The organism is Streptomyces sp. NBC_00457, assembly GCF_036014015.1.
Taxonomy (GTDB): Bacteria; Actinomycetota; Actinomycetes; order Streptomycetales; family Streptomycetaceae; genus Streptomyces.
Genome location: NZ_CP107905.1, coordinates 6,101,854 through 6,121,635, shown reverse-complemented (window position 1 = coordinate 6,121,635; position 19,782 = coordinate 6,101,854). Strand labels below are relative to the sequence as shown.

Sequence of the window (19,782 nt, the reverse complement as noted above, 5' to 3'; positions counted from 1 at the left end):
ACTCAGAACGTGAGCACCCCGCGAGCCACCTTCCCCGCCTCCGCATCCGCCGCCGCCCGCTCGAACTCCTCGACCGGATACGTCTGCGTCACCAACTCGTCCAGCAGCAGCCGCCCGTTGCGGTACAGCTCGGCGTACAGCGCGATGTCCCGCTGCGGGCGCGACGACCCGTACCGGCACCCCAGGATCGACTTGTCCAGATACATCGAGGACACGACGAAGGAGGCCTCGGCGCCGGCCGGCGGCACCCCCAGCAGGATCGCCTGCCCATGCCGGTCGAGCAGATCGACGGCCGCACGGATCAACTCGACGCGCCCCACGCACTCGAAGGCATGGTCCGCCCCTGTCGGCAGCAGCTCCCGCACGCCGTCCGTCGAGGTCAGAAAGTCGGTAGCCCCGAACTGCCGCGCCACCGCCTCCTTCGCCGGATTGGCATCGACGGCGACGATCCGCAGCGCACCCGCGATCCGCGCCCCCTGAAGGACGTTGAGCCCGATGCCTCCCGTACCGATGACGAGCACGCTGTCCCCGCGGTCCACCTTCGCCCGGTTGAGTACGGCGCCGACGCCCGTCAGCACCCCGCACCCGATGAGCGCGGCGGAGGGCAGGGGAATGTCCTTCGGGATCCGCACGACCTGCACGGCCTTGACCACGGTCCGCTCGGCGAACGCGGAGTTGGACGCGAACTGGAAGACGGGCCGCCCCCCGCGGACGAACGGCTGCCCGGGCCGCCCGATCGCCTGCCGGCACATCGTCGGCCGCCCCCGGTCGCACTCCGCGCAGGTACCGCAGTTGGCCAGCGTGGACAGGGCGACATGGTCACCGGCCGCCACATGCGTGACCCCCGCCCCCACGGCCTCCACCACCCCGGCCCCCTCATGCCCCAGCACTACGGGAACAGGGAACGGAATGGTGCCGTCCACCACGGACAGATCGCTGTGGCACAGCCCCGCCGCCGAGATCGACACCAGCACCTCACCCGGCCCCGGATCCCGCACCTCCAGGTCGTTCGCGACCTCGACCCGCTTCCCGTCGAACACCACGCCGCGCATCACACAACCCCCTTGGGTTCCCTCGGCAGCCCGAGCACCCGCTCGGCGATGATCGTGCGCTGAACCTGGTCCGAGCCGCCGTAGATGGTGTCGGCCCGCGAGAACAGGAACAGATGCTGCGCCTCGTCGAGTTCGTACGGCGCCGAGGCCGACCAGTCCGCGGGTCCCACGCCCGCCCGCGCCCCCCGCACCTGCATGGCCAGCTCCCCGAGCCGCTGATGCCAACCGGCCCACAGCAGCTTGGCCACACTGGGCGCCCCCGCATCACCCGAACTCCCCAGCGTCCGCAGGGCGTTCCACCGCATCACCCGCAGCTCCGCCCACTGCCGCACCAGCCGATCCCGTACGACCGGATCACCGACCGCCCCCGTCTCCACGGCCGTCCCCACGATCCGCTCCAACTCCCGCGCGAAGCCGATCTGCTGGGCAAGGGTGGAAACACCGCGCTCGAAGCCGAGCAGGCTCATCGCCACCCGCCAGCCATTGCCCTCACCCCCGACGACATGCTCCACGCGCGCGTGCGCCCCGTCGAAGAAGACCTCATTGAAGTCACTGGTGCCGGTCATCTGCCGAATCGGCCGCACATCGATGTGATCCGGCTGATCCATCGGCACCAGCAGAAAACTCAGCCCCCGATGACGACGGGAATCCACATCCGTCCGCGCCAACACAAAACACCAGTCCGCCTCATGCGCGAGCGACGTCCAGATCTTCTGCCCGGTAATGCGATACGTCCCCTGCGACTCCCGCGTCGCCACGGTCCGTATCCCCGCCAGATCCGACCCCGCGCCAGGCTCGCTGTACCCCTGACACCACAGCTCCTCCCCCGCGGCAACCGCCGGCAGAAAGCGCCCCTTCTGCTCATCGGTGCCATGAGCAATCAGAGTCGGGGCAAGCAAATTCTCCCCGATATGCCCCGACCGCGGTGGCGCCCCAGAACGCGCATACTCCTCCGCCCAGGCAACCTGCTGAGTAAGCGTGGCCGACCGATTGCCATACCCGGTTTCCCCCCACGAAAGCCCAATCCACCCAGCCTCCCCGAGGACCCGCTCCCAACTACGCCGATCCCGCACCCTCCCGGCATGCCCATCGAGCCACGCCCGCGCCTCCACCCGAAACGCTTCATCCTCAGCCGCAAACCCGAAGTCCATGAGGGGCCTCCCTAAAAATCACCGGCCAACAAGAGCGCCCCTTTAGGGGCGCGGGGAACTGCGCGACAAGCCACAACCAACCCGCAGCCGCCAAACAAAGAACACCCCCCGAGCTACTGGGCGTTAGGCCGCACCCCAGAAACCGCCGCCCTCTCCATCCCCGCCACCTCGGAGAGCATCGGCATCGGATCCACCCCCACCGACCCCGGCAAAAACTCCGCAATCCGCTCCGGCGTCCAAGAACCCTCCGCATAAGCCGAACGCAGTTCCCTCGGCTGCGCCCACACCGCGATCTTCGGCCCGGCGATCGTGTACACCTGCCCGGTCACTCCCTGAGCCCGATCCGACAGCAGGTAGACCACCAGCGCCGCCACATCCTCCGGCTCCCCGATCTCCGCCAGCTCCATCGGCACGTTCGCCGACATCCGCGTACGAGCGACCGGCGCCACCGCATTGGCGCTCACTCCGTACTTGTGCAACCCCAGCGCGGCGCTCCGCACCAGCGAGATGATCCCGCCCTTCGCGGCGCTGTAGTTGGCCTGCGACACGGACCCCTGATGGTTGCCGCTGGTGAAGCCGATCAGCGTCCCGGCCCGCTGCTTCCGCATCACCGCGGACGCCGCCCGGAACACCGTGAACGTGCCCTTGAGATGCGTGGCCACGACCGGGTCCCACTCCTCCTCGGTCATGTTGAACAGCATCCGCTCACGCAGAATCCCGGCCACGCAGACCACACCGTCGAGCCGGCCGTACGATTCCAGCGCCGTGTCGACCACGCGCTGCCCGCCCGCCATCGTGGCGACGTCGTCGGCCACGGCGACCGCATCACCGCCCGCCGCCTCGATCTCCTTGACGACGGCTTCGGCGACCTCGCTGGTCGGGGAAGCACCGTCGATCGCCACGCCGTAGTCGTTGACCACGACCTTCGCTCCCTCGGCGGCCGCCGCGAGCGCGACCGCCCGCCCGATGCCCCGTCCGGCGCCGGTCACGGCGACGACCTTGCCTGCCAAGAAGTTCCCCATGCCCGGCCCCTTCCCGCGGTTTCTGACGGACCGTTAGATTTTAAGTCCCGTCAGACACCTGGAGACAAGCCCCGGGGGGCTCCCATGTCACTACCGGCCGAGTTCCACGACATCGCCAAGCGGGTCAACAACTGGGGCCGCTGGGGGTCCGACGACGAGATCGGGACCCTGAACCTCGTCACCGACGAGGTCGTACGGGAGGCAGCCGCCTGCGTCCACAGCGGACAACGGATTCCGCTCGCGCTCCCCCTGAGGCAGGACGGCGTCCAGACCGGGATGATCCCGGGGCGCGTCAATCCGCTGCACGCCATGGTGCAGATCAACCAGGAGATCTTCGGCCCGGGAACGGTCGCGTGCAGCGACGACGCGGTGACCATGGGGTTGCAGGCCGGCACCCACTGGGACGCGCTCACGCATGTCTCGCACTCGGGCCGGCTCTACAACGGCCGCCCGGCCGACACCGTCACCCCGCACGGCGGCGCCGAGTTCAGCGGCATCGACAAGGCGCGGCACATCGTCTCGCGCGGAGTGCTGCTCGATGTGGCGAAGGCGCACGGCGTGGACCGCCTCGACGGAGGGCATGCCGTGACCCCTCAGGACCTGGACGCCGCCGAGGAACTCGCGGGCACGCGCGTGCGTGCCGGTGACATCGTGCTCGTACGGACCGGGCAGGTGCAGGTGTATCTCGCCGGGGACAAGCATGCGTACGCCTATCCGTCACCCGGGCTGTCGATCCGCACCCCGGAGTGGTTCCACGCGCGCGATGTCGCCGCCGTCGCGAACGACACCCTCACATTTGAGATATTTCCGCCGGAAATAGAGAATTTGTGGCTGCCCGTGCATGCGCTCGACCTGGTGGAGATGGGGATGCTGCAGGGCCAGAACTGGAATCTCGAAGAGTTGTCCACAGCCTGTGGACAAGTGGGCCGCTATGACTTCCTGCTGTCGGCGATGCCCGAGCCGTTCGTCGGCGCCACGGGAACTCCGGTGGCCCCGGTGGCCGTTCTCTAGTCGCCGGCCACGCTTCCGCCTCCCCGGGCGCGGCCGGCTGGCGACGCGCCGCGCCCGCCCCGAGCACGGTGTCGCGCGCCGCCATCCGGCTTCGGCGCACCCGCCCCGGTTCCTCATGGCCCCAAGCAGAACCGACGCCGTCGCGACCCACACTCGTCGAGGGCTCCCGTCACCGAAACCCTCGTCGTCCCCTCGCGGTGAATCGCTGACCACCAGCGTGATCAAACGGTCACGTCCCGTCAACACCCGAAAGGGGATTCATCACTTACGCACCGATTTCGGTGGCCGCGCACAGAAGCACATCCGGGCGCATGCGTCCTGGTGGCCGGAGAAGGGCGGCAAGCCTTTGTCGCCACGCCCGCGACCATGCGCCGGGGGGCACACTCAGCCACGAGCGGCTATACGGCTTCGTACGCCAGCCCCTCATACCCTTCATAGGCCGCGGCCCCGCCGCCGAACGCCGTCGCCGCCTGAGGCGGCTCCGTACAGCGGTCCAGTTCGCACCAGATGCGCTTGCCGGCGCCCTCGGGGCTCCAGCCCCAGCGGTCGGCCAGGCCGTCGATGAGGGCGAGGCCACGGCCGCCCGTCTGCTCGCCGTCCACGCACCGGGGGACGGGGGCCCGGTCGCTGGCGTCGGCCACCTCCAGCCGGACCGGAGCAGCCGACTCCGCCGCCTCTGCGGGCAGCGACAGCCGGAGCACGGCCGGGCAACCGGTGTGCACGACGGCGTTGGTGACAAGTTCGGAGACGAGCAGGATCAGCGTCTCGGCAAGCGACTCATCGGCCTCTATCCCGGACCCGGCGAGCCGCGAACGGGCCCACCGCCGGGCACGCCCCACTTCTGCGGGGTCGGGCCGGATCTCCAGCTGCACTTGAAGCACCTGCACCGCTCACACCATCCGAACCGGCGGACACATGACCTCGCGCCACACGAGTGCCACGATCGTAGCCATTCTTTGCATGACCAGAACAATGGTCAGAGCCGGGTTCACAGAACGTGAATCCCTTACGAGACAGCATGGTTGACGTACAGTCACCCCAACAAGCGCTTCGGGCATATTCCAGCGCGAAGGAGTACCCGTGCGGCATACTGTGCGACGCTCGTCGTGGCGAGTCGAACAGGGGCACATCGCCGGATCCGGGGCCGCCTCAAGGGCAACACCGGCATGATTCGTGCTCGGACCCGCTCGCATCCCACACAAGGTACCGGAGCAACACAGCGACTCCAGGCCGTGACAAGTCACCCTTAGGACACAACCCGATATCAACGCTCCGTAATTCCGGTATGCCACAATCCGCGACATCCATGCCGCCTGTGTGCGTGATATCGCAGCCCAGCGCCCCTTTCGCCGCTCAGGCCACCAGATCCGCCGCGAGCAATTCCTCACTCTCCGTGCTCGCACCACCACGCCGAGCACGCACCCAGGCGCGCTTCAGATGGAGATGCACCTCGGACTCCCAGGTGAAGCCCATTCCGCCATGCACCTGAAGGCAGTCACGGGCGCCGAGCACCGCGGCCTCGTCGGCGAGCAGCCGGGCCGCCGCGATGTCCGTCCGGTCGGCGGTGACGGCGGCGGCATATACCGCCGCGCGGGCCACCTCCGTCCGCACCAGCATTCCGGCGCACAGATGCTTGACCGCCTGGAAGGCCCCGATCGGCTGCCCGAACTGCTCACGGGTCCGGGCGTGTTGCACCGCCAGCTCGCACACCCGCCCGGCCGTGCCCAACTGTTCGGCGGCGGTCAGGAGTACGGCGACGGGCTCCACGGCCGCCCCGCCCCCCACCCGGTGCAGCGGAGTCAGCGGATCCACCGACCTCAGCGGTACGGCCCCGGCGGCGTCCCCTCGTACGACGTCCGCCTCGGCCAGCCACTCCACGAGCCCGCTGCCGTCCACGGCCGCGACCACGGTCTCGCCCTCCGCCGCGCCCGCCACCTCGCCCGCCGCCAGATGCGTGGCGATCAGCGGCCCCGGCAGCAGCGCCCGGCCCGCCTCCTCGAAGGCCAACACCGCCTCGGGCAGCCCGAGTCCGACCCCGCCGTCCGCCTCCGGCAGCCGCAGCGCGAAGAACCCCGCCTCGCCGAGCGCCCGCCACAGCCCACGGTCCAGTCCGGGTGCGTCCACGGCCGCCCGCAGGGCCTCGGCGTCGAAGCGCCGCGTCAGCAGCTGTCGTACGCCGTCACGCAACGCCCGCTGATCCTCGGTGAGTTGGAATTTCATACGCGCAGTCACCGTCCCTTCGGCAGCCCGAGGATGCGCTCGGCCACGATGTTCTGCTGGATCTGCGAGGTGCCGGCGGCGATGGTGTAGGAGAGGGAGGACAGGCGGTCCAGCATCCACGGCCGGTCGAGGTCGAGACAGTCCGCGCCCAGGACGTCGGCCGCGGTGTCGTACAGCTCCTGCCGTGCCTGCGAATATCTCAGTTTGAAAACCGAACTCCCCACCCCGGGGACCCCGCTCTCCGCCTCGCTCACATTCCACTGGGTCAGTCGCCACAGCGCCCGGAACTGTGCGTTCAGCCGACCCAGCCTGCGCCGCAGCACGGGATCGTCCCAGCGGCCGTTCTTCCGTGCCTCACCGGCGAGTTCGCGCAGGACGCGGCGGCAGGCGACGACCTCGCCGACGAAGGCCGTGCCGCGCTCGAAGGAGAGGGTCACCATCGTCACGCGCCAGCCGTCGTCCTCATCGCCGACGCGGTTGGCGACCGGGATGCGGACCTCGTCGAGGAACACCTCGGCGAACTCGGCGGACCCGGCGAGCGTGCGCAGCGGACGTACGGTGATGCCCGGGGCGTCCATGGGCATGGCGAGCCAGGTGATGCCGCGGTGCTTGGGCGCGGCGGGGTTCGTGCGGACCAACAGCTCGCACCAGTCGGCCACTTCGGCATGGGAGGTCCAGATTTTGGACCCACTCACTACATAGTCGTCGCCGTCCCTACGCGCGCGCGTGCGCAGCGCCGCGAGGTCCGATCCGGCGTCCGGTTCGCTGAAGCCCTGGCACCAGACCTCCTCGCCCCGAAGGATCGGCGGCAGCCAGCGCGCCCGCTGTTCCTCGCTCCCCTCGGCGGCGATCGTGGGCCCCGCGTGCAGCAGCCCGACGAAGCCCGCCCCCACATAGGGGGCGCCCGCCTTCTCGGTCTCCTCCAGGAAGATCAGCCGTACGGTCGGGGAGGCGTCCCAGTGCACGTGCGCGTACCCGGCGTCGTACAGCATCCGCTGCCAGCCGAGGTCGTACGCCCTGCGCGCGGGCCAGTCGTCCGGGGACGGCTTCGGCGGCAGGGTCGGAAGGACCTTCCCCAGCCACTCCCGCAAGCGCGCCCGGAACTCGTCCTCTTCGGGCGTGTACGTGAGGTCCATCCACCACCTGCCTGACGATCCGTCAGATTCAGCAGCAGGCTAGCCCCGCACCCCTGGACCGACAAGGCGTCGAGCCCTACGCTCTCCGCACGATCTGACACACCGTCAGCCAGAGGGGGTCGTCGTGAACGACACCGCACACGCCCTGGGTTCCTCGCGCACGCTCTGGGAACTGGTCACACGCCGTGCCGAACTGACCCCCGACCGCCCCGTCCTCCTCCAGGACGACCGCACGCTCACCTTCGGTGAGCTGCATGACCGCGCCGAGCGGGTGGCGGCCGGCCTCCACGGCAGGGGCATACGCCCCGGTACGGTCGTCGCCTGGCAGCTGCCCACCCGCATCGAGACCGCCCTGCTGTCCTTCGCGCTGGCCCGCCTGGGCGCCGTGCAGTCGCCGGTCATCCCGTTCTACCGGGACCGCGAAGTCGGCTTCGCCCTGCGGGAGTCCAAGGCCGAGCACTTCGCCGTGCCCGGCGCGTGGCGCGGCTTCGACCACGCGGCGATGGCACGACGGCTCGGCGCGAAGGGGATCTTCGAGGCGTACGACGATCTGCCCGACGGCGATCCCTCCGCACTGCCCGCGTCGCCCGCCGACGGCACGGATGTCCGCTGGATCTACTGGACCTCGGGAACCACCTCCGACCCCAAGGGCGTTCTCCACACGGACCGCTCGCTCATCGCGGGCGGCGCCTGCCTCGCTCACGCGCTGCGGCCCACCTCCACCGACGTCGGCTCGATCGCCTTCCCGTACGCCCATATCGGCGGCCCGGACTACATGGTGATGCTGTTGCTGTACGGCTTCCCGGCGATGCTGTTCGAGCAGTTCGCGCTGCCGGACGCGCTGGAGGGGTATCGCAAGCACGGGGTGACGATGGCGGGCGGGTCGACGGCGTTCTACTCGATGTTCCTCGCCGAGCAGCGCAAACGGCCCGAGGAGAAGCTCATTCCGAGCCTGCGGCTGCTCGCGGGCGGCGGGGCGCCGAAGCCGCCGGAGGTGTATCACGCCGTCGTACGCGAGATGGGCGTGCAGCTCACCCATGGGTACGGCATGACCGAGGTGCCGATGATCACGATGGGGGCGCCGGACGACACGGTGGAGAACCTGGCGACGACCGAGGGGCGGCCGCCGGAGGGCATGGAGATCCGGATCGTGGACGGGGAGGTGCGGCTGCGCGGGGAGGCGGTGTGCCGGGGGTATCTGGATGCGGCGCAGACGGCGGAGGCGTTCGACGGGGAGGGGTTCCTGAGGACCGGTGACCTCGGGCGACTCACCGACAGCGGGCATCTGGTGCTGACGGGACGGCTGAAGGACGTGATCATCCGCAAGGGCGAGAACATCTCCGCCAAGGAGATCGAGGATCTGCTGCACCGGCACCCGGACGTCGGGGACGTGGCCGTGATCGGGCTGCCGGACGCCGAGCGCGGGGAGCGGGTGTGCGCGGTGGTGGAACAGCCGCCGGGGGCCGGGGAGTTGACCCTGGAGGCGGTGTCGTCTTATCTGCGCGCGGAAGGGCTGTCGGTGCACAAGCTGCCGGAGCGGCTCGAGGTGGTGGACGCCCTTCCGCGCAACGAGACCTTGCGGAAGGTGCTCAAGTACAAGCTGCGCGAGCGCTATTCAGACGGGTGACGGGTGACAGGTGACGTCATTCGGGCACGGTGAAATAGCGGGCGAAGGAGGAGACGATCTCCGCCTCGCCGATCTTGCCGTCGCCGTCGGTGTCGAGGGTGGCGGCGGCCGTCGCGGCCACGTCCTGGCTCACGCCGAGCGCGGTCAGCACGCGCGCGGTGTCACCGACGGTGGCCGCTCCGTCGCCGTCCCGGTCGGCGAGGTCGAGCGCGGCATGCAGAAAGGGGCGGGCGATCTCGGCGAACCGGTCCGGGTTGTCGCGCAGGCGCTTGACCGCGCCGCCGACGAACTCGTCCCGGCTGATCCGCTGGTCGCCGTCCCGGTCCGCTATGCCGGCCATCCCCTGCCAGAACGCCTCGGCGCCGATGTACAGGGCCTGTCCCTTGTCGGAGCGGGCCGCCGTACCGAACTCGGCGAGCAGCCGCTTGGCCGCCGCGCTGAAGTCCTCACGGTCGATGTAGCCGTTGCCGTCCTGGTCGAAGGTGGCGAACCGGGCGGCGATCTTGCCCTCGTACTCGCTGCTGACCATGTCTGTTCGTGCCGCCTTACGTCACGTGGGGTGCGTACTGGCAGGGAGCGTACGACGCCCGGAGCGGCCTTGGCGCGGAAAACGTCGCTTGTGCCAAGACCGGGCTAATTTTGCGACAACGACGTGGCAGAGCGGCGGTGTGACGTGCACCGAGTGCGGAGATCCGGTAGCGCCGGGTCACGCCGAGAGCGGTTCGGCCCCCTCGTCGACCGCCGCCGCCACGTCCGGGTACACCTCGAACAGACGGCGTACGCCGAGGGCACCGAGCACCCTGTTGACGTGGGAGCCGTCCACGGCCCCCTGGGCGGGCAGTATCAGCCGCAGGCTGCCCTGGCAGGAGCGGATGAGGCGGCGGGAGCCGATGAGCACGCCGACGCCGCTGGAATCGCAGAAGAAGACCTCGGAGAGGTCGAGGACGAGACTGTGCCGGCCCTCGGCCACCACGTCGTGCACCCGCTGCCGCAGCACGGGCGACGTCACCAGGTCCAGTTCGCCCGACACTTGGAGCACGGCCCACTCGCCCTGCTTGTCGCCGGTCACGTAGAACGCCACCACCAGGCCCTTCGCTCGCCGGAAACGGAAGCCTCACCTACGCTTCCTTGCAGCGCGGCTGCCCAGCGGCCGTTCCCCGAAACCAGGTACTGGAAACGGAAACCGATCAGAACAGGCTTGTTTCAGTCGTATTCGATCCTGTTCGATCGGGTCTGATGGCCCCGGGAGTGGGTAGGCGCGCGAAGGCACGGGGGCGGACGGGGCCCGGAAGGTGCACTACCACCTGCGCCTCCGCAGGGAGCGCCCATTGGCACAAAGGGGCGTGCGTTGTCAGAGGTGCCGACTACATTCGAGATGACGGTGGACGCAGGCCGGACCGGAGAAGAGCAGGGTGAGGGGGCCGTATGGCGAAGAAGGACGCGCCGCCCCGCTGGGACCGCAAGATGCAGCAGCGGCTCGCACGCGGAGAGGCGGCGGCCCTCGGTGAGCTGTACGACCGTTTCGCTTCGCTCGTGCACGGCCTCGCCCACCGCGTCCTCGGCGACGAGCGCGCGGCCGACGGCATCACCAGGGACGTCTTCGCCCACGTCTGGCAGCACCCGGAGGCGTACGACCCCAAGCAGGGCCCGCTGCGCTCCTGGGTCGCCACGCTGACCCATCGCCTGGCCGTGCAGCGGCTGCGCGCCACCGAGACCGCCGCCCTCACCCAGGGCGGCGGCTCCACCGAGGACCTGGAGCGCAAGGTCCGACAGGCCTCCGTCGCCGCCCGCGCCGACTACATCGTCCAGGCCATGCCCGTCCCCCTGCGCACCGCACTGGAGCTGGCCTACTTCCAGCGCCGCGACTACCGCCAGACCGCCGCCGACCTCGGCGTCACCGAGGACGAGGCCCGCCGCCGCCTCCGCCTCGGCCTGCAACTCCTGTCCACCGCCCATGACGCCGGCGCCCCCGGGCCGCCCTCGGGATACGGGGGTGCCATGTGACCGGCCCGGAGCGGTTCGAGGCGTACGACAACCACGAGGGATACGGCGACGCGGGGCACGGCGGCTACGACGGCCCCGGGCCCGGCGGCGGATCCAACGGCCCCGGTAACGGCGGCGGCTACGACGGCCCCGGCCACGCGAAGGAGCAGCACGGCGTCCCGGACGACGAGGACCGCCCGGAGGTGACCGGGCCCGGCGGCGCGGGCGGATCCGACGGTCCGGGCAGCGCGGGCGGACCCGACGGCCCCGGCCACGCGAAGGAGCAGCACGGCGTCCCGGACGACGAGGGCCGCCCGGAGGTGACCGGGCCCGGCGGCCCGGGCAGCGCGGACGGACCCGACGGCCCGGGCAACGGCGGTGGCTACGACGACCCCGGGCACGAGAAGGAGCAGCCCGGCGGCCCGGGCAGCGCGGACGGACCCGACGGCCCCGGCAGCGGCGGCGGCGGCGGGGACGACCCCGGCCGTGGGCGAGAGCCCGGCCATCCGCCTCGCATACCCCTGCCGCGCTCCTCCGTCGAGGACGGCGGGCGGCCGCTGCCGTCGCTGGAGGAACTGGGCGACCTGGTGCCGCGGCCCGCCCCGCCGGCGCTTGAGCACCACGTCCTGAAGGCGCTGCTCGGCGCGTGGGCGCTGGCCGCCTGCTCACCGGAGGAGACGGCGGCCGTCGAGGACCACCTCGGCACCTGCGGCACCTGCGCCGACGAGGCGCTGCGGTTGCGGGAGGCCGTCGGGCTGCTGCACCCCCCGGAGAGCCTCGACCTCGACCCGGGCCTGCGCACCCGCGTCCTGACGGTCTCCTTCGACCGGCGACCGCCGCGCATCCCGGTGCCAGAGTGGGCCGGTCCCTACGACGCCGAGACCGCCCGTCTCGACGCCCTGCTGCAGGACATAGGGGACGCCGAGTGGCACGCGCCCGTGCGGCTGCGGTGGTTCGAGGCCGACAAGGAGACGACCCGGCGTACGACCGTCGCCGGGGTCATCGCGCACCTCCTCACCGTCGACGGCCTCGTCGCCCTCGCCCTCGGCCTGGACGACCCCCTGGGCGACATCCCGTCCGCGGCACCCACCCCCGCCGAGCGCACGGAGGCGTACTGGGCGGCCTCCCACTTCCCGCCCACCCGGTCCGTGCGGGGTCCCTGGCGGGAGCAGAGCCATGACCTCGTGCGGACCGTGTCCTTCACCGGCGGCAGCTCCGGCTCGCTACCGGTGTCGTACGGTGCCTGCGAGCTGCCGCTGCGGGACGCGATGCTGGACCGGGCGTTCGAGTGCTGGGTCCACGCGGAGGACATCGCCGAGGCGGTCGACTACCCGTACGAGCCGCCCGCGCCGAGCCATCTGCACGGCATGATCGATCTTGCGGCGCGGATGTTGCCGGGTGTGCTTACGGCTCGTCGCCGTGATGACCGCCGGCATCTCGTGCCGGTGGGCGAGCCCGGTCGCAGCCTGCGGCTGGAGATCGAGGGGCTGGGCGGCGGGGAGTGGTTGATTCCCCTGGACTCCCCCGGGTTGGGCTCCGCCGAGCGTGAGGTCGCCCATGTCGCGCTGGACGGCGTGGAGTTCTGCCGGTTGGCGGCGGGTCATGTATCGCCGCAGGAGGCGGCGGCGGGGCAGGTCGGGGACCGGGAGGCGATCAGGGATGTGCTGTTCGCTGCGGCGAGCTTGAGCCGGATGTAGGGGCGGGTTGGGGGTGCGAGGGCGGGTGCGGGTGCGTGGGGGTTGCTCGCGCAGTTCCCCGCGCCCCTAAAAAGCACGAGCAGTGAACGCCCCTTCAGGGGCGCGGGGAACTGCGCGACCAGCCCACGACTACCCGCAGCCGCCGCACGCGAGAACCCTCCACCTCTCTAGGCGAACACAACCGTCCGTCGCCCATTGAGCAGAATCCTCCGCTCCGCATGCCACTTAACCGCCCGCGCCAGCGCCTGGCACTCCACATCACGCCCCACCGCCACCAGCTGATCCGGCGTGACGTCATGCCCCACCCGCTCGACCTCCTGCTCGATGATCGGCCCCTCATCGAGATCCGCGGTGACATAGTGCGCGGTCGCCCCGATCAGCTTCACGCCCCTCGCATGGGCCTGGTGATACGGCTTCGCGCCCTTGAAGCTCGGCAGGAAGGAGTGGTGGATGTTGATGATGCGTCCGCTGAGCGCCTTGCAGAGGTCGTCGGAGAGGACCTGCATATAGCGGGCCAGCACCACCAGCTCGACGTTCTCCTCGCGCACCAGCTCCAGCAGCTGCGCCTCGGCCTGCGGCTTGTTGTCCCTCGTCACCGGAATGTGGTGGAAGGGGATGTCGTACGAGGCCACCAGTTCGGCGAAGTCGGTGTGGTTGGACACCACCGCGGCGATCTCCACCGGCAGCGCCCCGATCCGCGACCGGAACAGCAGGTCGTTCAGGCAGTGGCCGAACTTGCTGACCATCAGGACGACGCGCATCTTCTCGTCGGCCCGGTTGAGCTGCCACTCCATGTGGAAGGCGTCACCGATCGCCGCGAAGCTCGCCCGCAGCTTGTCCACGGTCACCGGGGCCTCCGCCGAGAAGTGGACGCGCATGAAGAACAGTCCCGTGTCGTGGTCGCCGAACTGCTGACTGTCCTCGATGTTGCAGCCGGTCATGAAGAGGTAGCTCGACACGGCGTGCACGATGCCCTGTTTGTCGGGGCAGGACAGGGTGAGGACGTACTGGTCGGGCGCGACCGCGGGTCGGTTGGACTGCTCGTTCATGCAGGACAGGGTCGCATATCGGCCCAGCCCCGGCGGCCCCCGTCCGCTACGCGGACCTCGTCATGATCTGCAGCACCTCGAGACTCCGGGGAGGCGTGTCAGGGTCGTCCCCGTCACTCGCCGCGAGGCGCACGTGTGCGTCCCGGGCCGCCCGTACGGCCTCCGGCCACGCCTGGTTCTCGAGGTAGGCGGAGACCGGGGCATCCGGCCCGACCTGGTGCATGATCCGCAGCACACGCAGGACGGCGGTGTCGACGAGCGCCGCCTCCTGGGAGTCCCGGAAGATCGTGCCCACGTATTTCTCGGCGGACCAGTTGTCCAGCCAGGTGTCCTCGACCAGGCGGTACACGGCGTCGGTGACGTCTCCGTACCCGTCGACTCCGGCGAGCCAGACCTCTCGCTGGAACACCGGATCGGAAAGCATGTGCAGCGCGGAGCGCACATTGCTGCGCCAGCGCCACCACGGCATGTCATTCAGTGGCATGCCGCCCATGGTGGAGGAGCGACGGCCGCGACGGGAAGAGTTCTCCGAACCTTGCACGGTCACCGATCGTACGTTCTTTCTCATACGACGCTCAGGGACCCCCGTAATTCACCTCGCCGTCACCTACCGTTGACCGAGGGTCACTCCCGGGTTAGTGATGTGGCGGAATCGTGCGTGTCCATGACCGGCAGGCGCCACCACCGCAAGACCGACCTCCCCACCTTCACCCGACCCGTCAGAAGCACCGTCCGCAGAGCGGCGGCCCTGGTCGCGTGTGCGTCGCTCGCCGTCGGTTGCGGGGTCGTCCCCGGTGTCTCGGGGGGCGCCGGGGACGACACCATCACCGTCATGACCTGGGCGCCGAGTGAGACGGGCGCCACGAACAAGCCCGGCATGCCCGCCCTCGCCCTCGCCTACGCGCGCTGGGTCAACGCAAGCGGCGGCATCAACGGCCACAAGCTCAAGGTCCTGATCTGCAACGACCACAACGACACCGTGGACGCGGCCAACTGCGGCCGGCGCGCGGTCAAGGAGAACGTCGTCGCGGTCGTCGGCTCCTACAGCCAGTACTCCGACTCGTTCTTCCCGCCCCTGGAGGGCGCGGGCATCCCGTACATCGGCGGCTACGGCCTCACCGAGTCGGAGTTCACCAGCCCGCTGTCGTACCCGGTCAACGGCGGCCAGCCCGCCCTGCTGGCCGGCCTCGGGCAGGCGCTCGCCAAGAACTGCGGGCGCGTCGCCCTGGTCCGGCCCGACACCATCGCGGGTGACGAGCTGCCCCCGATGCTCAACTCCGGCCTGAAGGCGGGCGGACACGCGCCGACCGGCAATCAGCTGGCCAAGGACGACGCCACCGAGTACTCGGCCCCGGCCGAGCGGGCCCTCGAGTACGCCACCGCCGACTCGGCGGAAACCGGCTGTGTGGTGCCCGCCCTCGGCGACCGCACCAGCACCTTCATGGACTCCTTCCGGCGTGCCCGCGCGGACTACCCCGACGTACGGGCGGGCACCGTGCTCGGCAGCGTCGACCAGTCGGTGATCAACCAGAGCGGCGGTGCCTCGTCGCCGTACGAGGGGTCGTTCATCACGGGCTGGTACCCGGTCTCCACCGACAAGCGGTGGGACGAGATGAAGCAGGTCATCAACAAGCACGCGTTCGGCGACAACCGCATCGACACCGGGGATGTCGGCGTGCAGACCACATGGATCGCCTACACCGTGTTCAAGGCGGTCGTGGAGTCGCTTGGCGACGGCGAGGTGAGCGGCGACTCCGTGCGCAAGGCCCTCGACGGCGGCCTCAAGGTCTCCACGGACGGGCTCACACCGACCCTGCGCTGGCAGTTCCAGGACAAGCTCGCCTCCATCGGCCTCCCGCGCATGGTGAACGCCGATGTGACCCTCCAGGTCGTACGCAAGGGCCAGCTCGTCGCGGCACGCAAGGGCTCCACCGACATGACGGACACGCTGAAGCAGGCGGATGTGAGCTGACCGGTGGAGCCGGCCGGCACGTGTGCGTCACTTGCACACGGCCGGTCGGCTCCTGCCGTCACAGCTGGGTCGGCTGGCGCTGGGTCAGGCCGTACGTCTTGGCGATCGCGTTCCACAGCTGGGCCGCCTTGGCCTTCTGCGTGGTCGCGGTGCCGCTCGCACGGTTGCCTGCCGCGGTCTGGCCGGTGGTGCGGGCCTGGCCCTTCTTGCAGAGGCTGCCCTTCTTGGCCGCGACCTGGTCGGCCCACGCCGCGTAGTGGTTGTCGGCCGACGCCGACGCCTGCCACGCGCTGTTGAGGGCCGAGGTCAGCGCGGCATGGTTCGGAAGCTTGTCGACGGACAGCTCCGACAGGCTGGTGACCAGGCCGGTGCGCTGCTTGGCCGCGTCGCGCAGGTCGGCCGCCGCCTGCCCCATGTTCTTGCACGTCTTCACATCGGCGACCGCGTTGATCACGGTGGCCCGGCTGTCGCCGCTGTCGGCCAGCAGCTTGTCCAGCGCGACGGCCTGCTGCTCGGCCGCGTCGGTGGACGGCGAGGCGGAACCCTCGGTCGCCGGGGCGGTGGCGGACACCGTCTGGTTCTTGTCGTCGCTCTGGTCGTCGCCGCCACCGCTCGCGAGCAGCGCGCCCGCGCCGACCCCGAGGACGGCGATGCCGACCCCGACAGCCGCGATGAGCGGCACCCGCGAGCCGGTACGGCCGCCGCGGCCCCCGTGCCCGCGGTGGTCGTCGGCGCCGGGTGGGACGTAGGCGGGCTGGGGGCGCGCCGGTGCCTGCCCCGGCTCGAAACGGGGCAGCTGCTGGGTTGCCGCGGCGGGATGCTCCCTCCCCGGCTCGCTGCGGAAGAGGCTGTCGAACTCGGCGGGCGGCTGCCGGTCCTGCCCGGCCGCAACGGGCGGGATGTACTGCGTCGCCTCGGCATCAGGATTGGCCGGCGGCAACGGGCCCGGGTTCTGCCGCGCCCGCCCCAGATAGCGGGTCTCCTCCCCGGCCGCCCCAGCAGGCACCTCGGGCGGCAGCGCCCCGGGCCCCACCGGCGGAATGTATTGCGTCGCACCCTCGTCACCGGGCCCGGAAGGCGCCGCGGTGACGGGCGGTATGTACTGGGTGGCGCCGTCCGGCGAGCCATGCGCGGGCGCACCCCCACCGGCGACCGGCGGTATGTACTGGGTCGCGCCTTCCGGCGAGGCATGCGCGGGCGTGCTGCCACCGGGACCGGGCGGCATGTACTGCGTCGCCCCGTCCGGCGAGCCATGCGCGGGCGCACCCCCACTGGCGACCGGCGGTATGTACTGGGTCGCGCCTTCCGGCGAGGCATGCGCGGGCGCACCCCGACCGGGAACCGGCGGTTTGTACTGAGTCGCGCCGTCGTCGGCGGGTGGCAACGGCGCCCCGAAGCCGCCGGATCCGGCAGGTGGCTGCGGCGCGGCGGCAGCGGAGCCGTACGCGCCGGGGGCCGGGCTGCCGTAGCCATTGTCTGCGGCCGGGGGCTGTGGCTGGGGCTGGGCAGTCGTCTGAGGGCCGTAGCCGGGCGTGGGCGGCTGGGCCGACCCGGAAGGGGAGGCCCCGTATCCGCCGGCCTCCGCGGGCGGCAGAGCGCCACCTGCCGCATGCCGACCCTGACTGCCGCTCGGGGACTGGCTGTTCGGCGTGTGAGAGGTGTACGACGGCTGCTGCGCGCCCTGCCCCTGGGGTGGCTGCGCATGCGATGTGTACGACTGCTGGGGTGGCTGCCCGTGTGACGTGTACGACTGCTGAGGTGGCTGCCCGTGTGACGGGTACGACTGCTGAGGTCCCGGCTCCTGCGGCGCATACGTCGGCTGCGCGCCCGATCCCGGCGGCGCCTCACCGCCGTATGCCGCCTCCTGCGTCGGCTGCGGCTGGGCCGGGATCGCGCCCGCCTGGTCCGGTGTTGTGCCCCAGGCGCCCGGTGCCGGCTGCTGGTACGGCTCCGGGGAGCCCCAGCCCTGGCCCTGCGGTGGGGGCGGGGGCTGGTGTTGGTCGGGGCCCCAGGGGGTGCCCCAGGCCTGGCCCTCGGGCGGCGGGGCTGGAGTCGGCGGGACGGGGCGGCCGTACTGCGGACCGCCCTGTCCGTTCGTCGTGCCCGGCAGCAGGGGCTCGCCACCGTCCGATGGCAGCACGATGCCTTCGCGCGCTTGCCGCGGCGAGGGCTCCTCGCCCTGTCCACTCTGCGTCACCGGGACTCCTACGAATGGGGGACCTTCGGAATCGTCGGCTCACGCTACCGGGTCCCCAGAGCCCGGTGCCATGCAGCACAGGACCTGACCTCCTTCCCTGTGACCGCCGTAACAAAACCGGGCCCTCATCCGCTATATACGCCCCTCCTTCACCACCAGCACCTTCGTTTCCCACGCGTTCACGCGGGCGTATCCGCGTCTTTCACGCCGCCGCCGCCTGCACATCCAGCCGCGCCCCGAACTCCCTTACCACCGGCTCGTCCCGGAACGGCTCCAGCCGCTGCTGGAAGTCCTCCAGATACTCGGCGCCCCGGTTGGAGCGCAGGGTCTCCAGCAGCTCCACGGCCTTCAGCCCCGTATGCACGGCCTGTTCGACCTCGCGCTGCTGGACCTGTGCGGTCGCCAGCAGGACGTAACCGATCGCCCGGCGCCGCGCCCGCGACTCGGGCAGCGCGGACAGACACTCCTCGGCCCGCTGAGCCGCCGCCTCGGCCTGCCCCAGGTCACGGTGGCAGTGCGCCAACTCGTCGGCCAGATAGGCCTCGTCGAAGTGGGCGATCCAGGTCGGGTCGTCGCCGGAGGACGGGTCGGCCGACTCCAGCGCGCTCACCGCACGCCCCGACGCCGCGTGGGCGGACCGCGCGTCCCCCATCAACGCGTGCCCCCGGGCCTCGGCCGCGTAGAACATGGCCTCCGCGCGCGGGGTCACGCGACCCCGCGCCCCCTCCTGCGCCGCCCGCGCCAACTGCGCGATCTCCCGCGGGTTTCCGAGCTGCGCGGCGAGATGGCTCATGGACGCGGCGAGCACATACCCGCCGTACGCCCGGTCGCCCGCCGCCTGCGCGAGCCGCAGCGCCTGGATGTAGTAGCGCTGGGCCAGGCCCGGCTGCCCGGTGTCGATGGCCATATAGCCCGCCAGCTCCGTCAAACGGGCCACCGCGGCGAACAGTTCACGCCCCACGGCCTCCCGGTACGACCCCGCCAGCAGACCGGAGACCACGCTGTTCAGGTAGTGCACGACCACCGGGCGCACATGCCCGCTGCCGTACTGGTGGTCCAGGTCGACCAGCGCCTGGGTCATGGCCTTCACGGCCGCCACGTCGGACTCCCCCACCCGCGGGCCCGCCGAGCGCGCCACCTGCGAGTCGGGCGAGGAGATCAGCCAGTCCCGGCTCGGCTCCACGAGCGCGGACACGGCGACGGACGAGCCGGACAGGAAGTCCCGCCGGCCGACGTCGCTGCGCCACAGCTCACAGACCTGCTCGATGGCTCCCAGTACCGTCGGCGAGAACTGGAGGCCGACGCCCGAGGCGAGGTTCTTGCCGTTGGCCATGCCGATCTCGTCGATCGTGACCGTACGGCCCAGCTTGCGCCCCAGCGCCTCGGCGATGATCGCCGGAGCGCGTCCGCGTGGCTGCTGTCCGCGCAGCCAGCGGGCGACGGACGTCTTGTCGTAGCGCAGGTCGAGGCCGTGTTCGGCACCGCACATGTTCACTCGGCGGGCCAGCCCTGCGTTGGAGCAACCCGCTTCTTGAATGAGCGCCTGCAGCCGTTCGTTCGGCTGCCGCGCGACGAGAGGCCTTGCGGCCATGGCGTACCCCCTGTGGCTGCGGTGCCTGCCCACGCACCGAGTTGATGTGTCTTCCCTGACCCGGCGCCTTCCGG

At 70.9% G+C, this 19,782-nt stretch carries 17 protein-coding genes; 5 read left to right on the top strand and 12 right to left on the bottom strand.

Annotated features, from left to right (window positions below):
* Positions 1-2: 2 nt before the first annotated feature.
* From OG828_RS28005 to OG828_RS27995, 3 genes are all read right to left on the bottom strand, one after another.
* Complete coding sequence (locus OG828_RS28005) at positions 3-1,052, bottom strand: Zn-dependent alcohol dehydrogenase (protein WP_328362637.1); 1,050 nt, start codon at positions 1,050-1,052, stop codon at positions 3-5.
* Positions 1,052-2,203: an acyl-CoA dehydrogenase family protein gene (locus OG828_RS28000; RefSeq protein WP_328440088.1), complete on the bottom strand. Its 1,152-nt coding sequence runs from the start codon at positions 2,201-2,203 to the stop codon at positions 1,052-1,054. Before OG828_RS28000 ends, OG828_RS28005 begins: the two co-directional genes overlap by 1 nt.
* A 113-nt stretch (positions 2,204-2,316) precedes the next feature.
* The gene (locus OG828_RS27995; protein WP_328502654.1) at positions 2,317-3,225 is read right to left on the bottom strand and encodes an SDR family oxidoreductase; all 909 of its coding nucleotides are present in this window, start codon (positions 3,223-3,225) and stop codon (positions 2,317-2,319) included.
* Positions 3,226-3,309: 84 nt separating this feature from the next.
* Between OG828_RS27995 and OG828_RS27990 the strand changes: the two genes are divergently transcribed.
* Entirely contained in the window at positions 3,310-4,236 is a 927-nt protein-coding gene (locus OG828_RS27990; protein WP_328502653.1) for a cyclase family protein, read from the top strand.
* A gap of 398 nt (positions 4,237-4,634) precedes the next feature.
* Here OG828_RS27990 and OG828_RS27985 read toward each other — a convergent pair whose 3' ends face one another.
* The 3 genes from OG828_RS27985 to OG828_RS27975 all read right to left on the bottom strand — a co-directional run bounded on the left by OG828_RS27985 (position 4,635) and on the right by OG828_RS27975 (position 7,592).
* Positions 4,635-5,108: an ATP-binding protein gene (locus OG828_RS27985; protein WP_328504950.1), complete on the bottom strand. Its 474-nt coding sequence runs from the start codon at positions 5,106-5,108 to the stop codon at positions 4,635-4,637.
* Between the two features lie 481 nt (positions 5,109-5,589).
* Entirely contained in the window at positions 5,590-6,456 is an 867-nt protein-coding gene (locus tag OG828_RS27980) for an acyl-CoA dehydrogenase family protein (RefSeq protein WP_328362625.1), read from the bottom strand.
* Between the two features lie 8 nt (positions 6,457-6,464).
* Entirely contained in the window at positions 6,465-7,592 is a 1,128-nt protein-coding gene (locus tag OG828_RS27975) for an acyl-CoA dehydrogenase (protein ID WP_328362622.1), read from the bottom strand.
* A gap of 124 nt (positions 7,593-7,716) precedes the next feature.
* Here OG828_RS27975 and OG828_RS27970 point away from each other — a divergent pair, with 124 nt between their 5' ends.
* On the top strand, positions 7,717-9,219 hold the full coding sequence (locus OG828_RS27970) for a class I adenylate-forming enzyme family protein (protein WP_328502652.1): 1,503 nt from the start codon (positions 7,717-7,719) through the stop codon (positions 9,217-9,219).
* Positions 9,220-9,235: 16 nt separating this feature from the next.
* Here OG828_RS27970 and OG828_RS27965 read toward each other — a convergent pair whose 3' ends face one another.
* Entirely contained in the window at positions 9,236-9,748 is a 513-nt protein-coding gene (locus tag OG828_RS27965) for an EF-hand domain-containing protein (protein WP_328362616.1), read from the bottom strand.
* A 177-nt stretch (positions 9,749-9,925) separates the two neighbouring features.
* Positions 9,926-10,306 (bottom strand): STAS domain-containing protein, encoded by a 381-nt coding sequence (locus OG828_RS27960; protein ID WP_328372227.1) that lies wholly within the window; start codon positions 10,304-10,306, stop codon positions 9,926-9,928.
* 338 nt (positions 10,307-10,644) lie between these two features.
* Here OG828_RS27960 and OG828_RS27955 point away from each other — a divergent pair, with 338 nt between their 5' ends.
* Positions 10,645-11,223: a sigma-70 family RNA polymerase sigma factor gene (locus OG828_RS27955; RefSeq protein ID WP_328362613.1), complete on the top strand. Its 579-nt coding sequence runs from the start codon at positions 10,645-10,647 to the stop codon at positions 11,221-11,223.
* Positions 11,224-11,522: 299 nt separating this feature from the next.
* On the top strand, positions 11,523-12,899 hold the full coding sequence (locus OG828_RS27950) for a zf-HC2 domain-containing protein (RefSeq protein ID WP_328504949.1): 1,377 nt from the start codon (positions 11,523-11,525) through the stop codon (positions 12,897-12,899).
* Between the two features lie 167 nt (positions 12,900-13,066).
* On the opposite strand, the gene purU is transcribed toward OG828_RS27950, so the two are convergent.
* Both purU and OG828_RS27940 read right to left on the bottom strand, forming a co-directional pair.
* The gene (gene purU / locus OG828_RS27945; RefSeq protein WP_210582561.1) at positions 13,067-13,948 is read right to left on the bottom strand and encodes a formyltetrahydrofolate deformylase; all 882 of its coding nucleotides are present in this window, start codon (positions 13,946-13,948) and stop codon (positions 13,067-13,069) included.
* 46 nt (positions 13,949-13,994) lie between these two features.
* Positions 13,995-14,495, bottom strand: a complete 501-nt coding sequence (locus OG828_RS27940; protein WP_210582560.1) for an SCO4402 family protein — start codon at positions 14,493-14,495, stop codon at positions 13,995-13,997.
* 117 nt (positions 14,496-14,612) lie between these two features.
* Between OG828_RS27940 and OG828_RS27935 the strand changes: the two genes are divergently transcribed.
* Positions 14,613-15,920, top strand: coding sequence for an ABC transporter substrate-binding protein (locus OG828_RS27935; RefSeq protein WP_328502651.1), 1,308 nt, complete (start codon positions 14,613-14,615; stop codon positions 15,918-15,920).
* Between the two features lie 58 nt (positions 15,921-15,978).
* Here the strand turns inward: OG828_RS27935 and OG828_RS27930 are convergent, their stop codons facing one another.
* Together OG828_RS27930 and OG828_RS27925 are read right to left on the bottom strand one after the other, a co-directional pair.
* The gene (locus tag OG828_RS27930; protein ID WP_443062518.1) at positions 15,979-17,514 is read right to left on the bottom strand and encodes a hypothetical protein; all 1,536 of its coding nucleotides are present in this window, start codon (positions 17,512-17,514) and stop codon (positions 15,979-15,981) included.
* An 805-nt stretch (positions 17,515-18,319) separates the two neighbouring features.
* Positions 18,320-19,708: a transcriptional regulator gene (locus OG828_RS27925; protein ID WP_328502649.1), complete on the bottom strand. Its 1,389-nt coding sequence runs from the start codon at positions 19,706-19,708 to the stop codon at positions 18,320-18,322.
* Positions 19,709-19,782: the final 74 nt, after the last annotated feature.